This window comes from Anaerotignum lactatifermentans (genome assembly GCF_016902535.1).
Taxonomy (GTDB): Bacteria; Bacillota; Clostridia; order Lachnospirales; family Anaerotignaceae; genus Anaerotignum; species Anaerotignum lactatifermentans_A.
Genome location: NZ_JACSNY010000034.1, coordinates 1 through 4,213 on the forward strand (window position 1 = coordinate 1; position 4,213 = coordinate 4,213).

Here is a 4,213-nt window from a genome sequence, read left to right on the forward strand (position 1 = left end):
ATCCTCATCATAATAATTTTTTTTAGTCATAAAGATACCTCCTTTTGGTGTCTAACATTATGGTACATCTGTTTATAAATCGTGTCTACTTATTTAATATAGATCCACTGGTGCTACCAGATGTCCGTGAGTATATAGAAGAAGGCGATGAGATAGAAAAAACAGGGAAACCAAAAGTGAAAAAAGAGGAAAAAGAACCCGAGAAAGAACAGAATCAAACAGAACAGCCGCAGGATAAGTATTTTAGCAATGATGATCAGTAGGGTAGGAGCAACGGCATAGCAATTAAAAAACTCCTCAAAATTTATATTTTCAAGCATAGTTTTCCGAACCACATCTATTTTACAGACATGGTATTAGAAAAAACTATTTTGACTGTTCTAGCTTGAATGGTTTTAATGAAAGAAGTAGAGGCAGGTAGCGTGGAACAAGAGCAGAGACCAATGGGTTTTGGATGAGGAAGATACAGATGTTGTGAAGCATATTTATTGAATGAGTATTGTGGGCAGGTATCTGATTGCCTGATAAGGAAAAACTGTTTGTCGGTTTCTAATTTAAGAAAATCGAAATAGATTCGTTCATATCTTTATGATAAGATTAACACAAGCATGAATCATTTGAAAAAGGGAGGATAAAAATGCTTCCAAATGGGATTACTGGCTTTCGGGATTTGAAAGATCTCTATATCTCAGAACAAGAGAAAAGGATATTTCAGAGATTTTGTTATTCTATTGCTACCCATTATCATTGTGAGGTTCTTTCATTTGATTTAGATCTTGCATCGAAAAATTTTTACTCTGCCGAAATCAAAACTGAACGGGGCAGGTTTTATCTTTTGGAAAATGCCTATTATCCATGGATTGCATTTGCAAAAAACTTGGACGTTACAGAGATTGAATTTGTAGAAAGTCCATTCAATCTAACTGACCCAAGTGTGAATGTACTTACACTGCCAGAGCTTGAGCAGAGCTGGCATGATATTGTTGGTGAACTTAACAAAGCTGAGTTGGAACAAATCAAGTATTGGAAACCGAATATAATAGGGGATATTATTTTTAACTTTTGGGATTAAGATTTAAGAGGTGATGAAATGTCTTTAGAGATAGTTGCAGCCAAAGACTTCAACCATGCGTTTGAGATTGTGTCGATGGACCCAAAAAAATGATGGAAGATCACGTGGTATCAGAACCGGAAGAAATAGGCCACTTCCTGTACGATATCAGAGACGAACTCACAAACTATACATGCTATTATCAATTCGATCCATATGGGGAAATCCAACTGGAAGCGGATCAGGTTCCGGTAATCAAGACTTTTTCGCAGTCCATCGTCAAGTGGCTTGAGGAACATGGTACAGAAGAAAACAGAGTGATCCAGCAATATGGCCTGTGCTTCCCAAAGATCCGGCGTTTTGCGGATGAATTGGGTCAAGTATGTGATGTAGTCATGGAGCATGGATACCGGTTAGTTGGTTTTGGTGATTGATGCTACTGTATTGAGCATGATTCAAAGAAATTCACAGAGGAGGAAGTCTAACGATGAATCCTGAAAAAACATATTTATATAAAAGACAACATCAGCAACCAATAGAGGAAGAAACACCTCCACATAAAGGAAAATCAAAGACGGCTACTACCTCTGATAGCCGAAAACGGTCTAAGCATAAACACATATACAAAAAAATCATCTTACACTATGGTAGTGACTCATTTGCTTGGGGAAGACAATGCGAAATTTGTGGAAGAGTAGATTCTGCATATAAATCTTCTAATTGGAGTCCCAAAGAGCTAAAAGTTACTGGTGAGGGCTTGTATGGAGAATGGAGAAGTGTTTGTCTTACCGAAATTCACAGAAGATATCCTGAATACACCATTATGACATTGGAAAACGCAAAGTGGGTGGAATGGACAGGAGAAAATGATAAATAGGAAAAAAGGAGGAACACTGTGCGAAAAGAGTTTGAAATTCAAGGGTGCATTGAAGTTCCACTAGAAGTAACAGAAGACGAATTCTGGAATACTTTTATTGGATTTGTGGAATCCAAAGGATGGTCATTTGGCGGTGGAATTCAAGAAATTCAGGATGGATATTATATTTTGGCTGATGGTAGCCGAGACCAGTATGTATTAGATGAGTGCGAATATGAGCAAAATCCCATAGAACTCTAAGCCACACTTCTATATTCTTCTGCTGGAAGTATTCGTGCGTCTTACGGAGCTTCCTTCTCTGTCAGCAGGAAAACCAGCAGACTGAGAATGTTCCGTCACTCCGTCCCAACAATGTAGCTACACCTCCAGTGCCGCTTATGCGACTATCCCCTGTGTATTTGCCGTCTGCAAACAGCATAAAATGCTGTTCGCCGCCAGCAAGTTTGAAATGAACATGATACGATGGAGGTACTTGATGTGAAAAGAATAGCAAAAATAATTATAATAGGAATCTGCTTTGGATTGACTTTGTTATTGCTCAAAGTTATTTTTGGAATTGACGATACAACTTTTATGCGTGGCTATTGGATTGTAGCACCTGCCATTGTAATAGGTGCTTTGATAATCAATGTATGCTACAATTTGTTTTATTTTAACAAAGTCAAGAAAATTGTAAAGCTGCTGAACGAAGAAAAACCGCAGGAATACATTGACAGGATAGAAGATTTACTAAAAACTGCAAAAGGAAAAAATTTAAGAAATATTTTAGAATTAAATCTGGCTGCTGGATACATTGAAACAAAACAATTTGATATAGCAATTCCTTTGCTGGAAAAATTATCCCACAAGAGATTAAAGGGTTCTGCTGTTAATGTGGTTCATAAAATCAATCTTTGCCTCAGTTATTTTGAAACAGCACAATATGATAAAGCGATTACAATATACAATGAAAATCAAAGGCTGTTTCAACAATATAAACATAATAAAATCTATGGCGGCAACATAGCAATGCTTGAAGTGATAGCCTCAATCATAAATGAACAATATGATCAGGCAGAAGAATTACTGAATTATGCAAAGAAAATATACGATGACCCTCGATTGCAAAAATCTTTTCAAGAATTTTTTGATATATTAAATAAAGCAAAGGTAGAATAGAACCAATATCAAAACTAAATACCGAAAAAATGACCGTTGACTGGTCGCACCATGCGAAAAGTTGACGGTCTTTTTATTCCCGGTTTCAGAAAAGGAGGTCATTTTATGCTGAGAAGAAAACATTTGACCAGCTTTGTTCAGAAAAAAATGGGCAAAATCTAGCTGGCACAAACACAGCAAGGGGAACTAGTTGTTGTTTCCACTGCCTACTACACCACGGAAAACTATTATAAAAATACAAAAGTGGTGACGCTTATGAGTAAGTAAAGCAAGATAAATCAGAAAAATTGCTTGAGATATAACCGAAAGACTTCCTGATCCGTTTCCAAATCCCGTGACAGGAAGCGTTTTGTGATTTCTATGATAAAACCTTGCCAAAACAACTGCAGTAAGGAACAGGGAAGAAAACATTGGATTAGTGCCTGCTGGAACTGTTCCCATACATCTTTGCCCAGAAGTTCAACGAGTTTTTGTTCTGTCTGTTCCAGATCGACAAGATCGACAGTCCCTTGGTAAGTCGATACCGTTTGATTTTGGAAATCAGTTAGTGCCTGTTCCAGCAATGTATCTGCCAACGCAGTCCAGGAAAGCTCCTGCTGGGTAAATGGCTCCTGACAATCAAACATTGGTATGGAGCCGTTATTGTTTTCTAAATCAACCAGTATTTTTTTCTGCAGTTTGGAAACGGCTTGATAAATTTTCTCTTCCAAAAGGCACAGATCTGTCTGAATGATCAAACGAAAAAACATGGATAAATAGTGATCCAACAGATAACTTTTTCGCCCAAGAAGCTGATGAAATTCTTTTGCGGTGCGAAAAATATCTGAGAATGCTGATGTGTTTTCAGATTGGTGCGAAAGAAAATGTTGAAAAATATCCATAAATAAAAACCACCTGTTCACCAAAGTCGGCAAAGCCGCTTGTGGTATATAAACTCTGTTGAAGGAAGGTGTCAAGAAGAAAATGAAAAGTAGTTTGACATTTTAGAAAATAAATATGATATAATAAAATTCAATTCAGGAGGTGAGAATGATGAAATACATTTTGATGCATAGAGAAATTGAAGTTGCAGAAATTGAGTTGGATGAATTATCCCATATTACAAATATATATGAGGTGTACGCAGA

Annotated in this window: 7 protein-coding genes; 6 read left to right on the forward strand and 1 reads right to left on the reverse strand. The window is 36.9% G+C overall.

The genetic code is table 11. From position 1 onward, the window contains the following. The first annotated feature begins 59 nt into the window (after positions 1 to 59). The 6 genes from H9X84_RS12610 to H9X84_RS12635 all read left to right on the forward strand — a co-directional run bounded on the left by H9X84_RS12610 (position 60) and on the right by H9X84_RS12635 (position 3,086). Positions 60 to 263, forward strand: a complete 204-nt coding sequence (locus tag H9X84_RS12610; protein ID WP_205134613.1) for a hypothetical protein — start codon at positions 60 to 62, stop codon at positions 261 to 263. 374 nt (positions 264 to 637) lie between these two features. Further along, on the forward strand, positions 638 to 1,072 hold the full coding sequence (locus H9X84_RS12615) for a hypothetical protein (protein WP_205134609.1): 435 nt from the start codon (positions 638 to 640) through the stop codon (positions 1,070 to 1,072). Between the two features lie 89 nt (positions 1,073 to 1,161). Beyond that, entirely contained in the window at positions 1,162 to 1,485 is a 324-nt protein-coding gene (locus H9X84_RS12620; RefSeq protein WP_205134610.1) for a hypothetical protein, read from the forward strand. 53 nt (positions 1,486 to 1,538) lie between these two features. Continuing rightward, the gene (locus H9X84_RS12625; protein ID WP_087989874.1) at positions 1,539 to 1,928 is read left to right on the forward strand and encodes a hypothetical protein; all 390 of its coding nucleotides are present in this window, start codon (positions 1,539 to 1,541) and stop codon (positions 1,926 to 1,928) included. Between the two features lie 18 nt (positions 1,929 to 1,946). Then, on the forward strand, positions 1,947 to 2,168 hold the full coding sequence (locus H9X84_RS12630; protein WP_205134611.1) for a hypothetical protein: 222 nt from the start codon (positions 1,947 to 1,949) through the stop codon (positions 2,166 to 2,168). A gap of 237 nt (positions 2,169 to 2,405) precedes the next feature. Continuing rightward, positions 2,406 to 3,086, forward strand: a complete 681-nt coding sequence (locus H9X84_RS12635; RefSeq protein WP_022254145.1) for a tetratricopeptide repeat protein — start codon at positions 2,406 to 2,408, stop codon at positions 3,084 to 3,086. Between the two features lie 278 nt (positions 3,087 to 3,364). On the opposite strand, the gene H9X84_RS12640 is transcribed toward H9X84_RS12635, so the two are convergent. Then, the gene (locus H9X84_RS12640) at positions 3,365 to 3,967 is read right to left on the reverse strand and encodes a hypothetical protein (RefSeq protein WP_205134612.1); all 603 of its coding nucleotides are present in this window, start codon (positions 3,965 to 3,967) and stop codon (positions 3,365 to 3,367) included. Between the last annotated feature and the right edge of the window lie 246 nt (positions 3,968 to 4,213).

What these genes read in the sequence shown, in the direction of transcription:
- H9X84_RS12640 (WP_205134612.1), bottom strand. Translation starts at nt 3,967, where the DNA reads ATGGATATTTTTCAACATTTTCTTTCGCACCAATCTGAAAACACATCA.
- H9X84_RS12615 (WP_205134609.1), top strand. Translation starts at nt 638, where the DNA reads ATGCTTCCAAATGGGATTACTGGCTTTCGGGATTTGAAAGATCTCTAT.
- H9X84_RS12620 (WP_205134610.1), top strand. Translation starts at nt 1,162, where the DNA reads ATGATGGAAGATCACGTGGTATCAGAACCGGAAGAAATAGGCCACTTC.
- H9X84_RS12610 (WP_205134613.1), top strand. Translation starts at nt 60, where the DNA reads ATGGTACATCTGTTTATAAATCGTGTCTACTTATTTAATATAGATCCA.
- H9X84_RS12625 (WP_087989874.1), top strand. Translation starts at nt 1,539, where the DNA reads ATGAATCCTGAAAAAACATATTTATATAAAAGACAACATCAGCAACCA.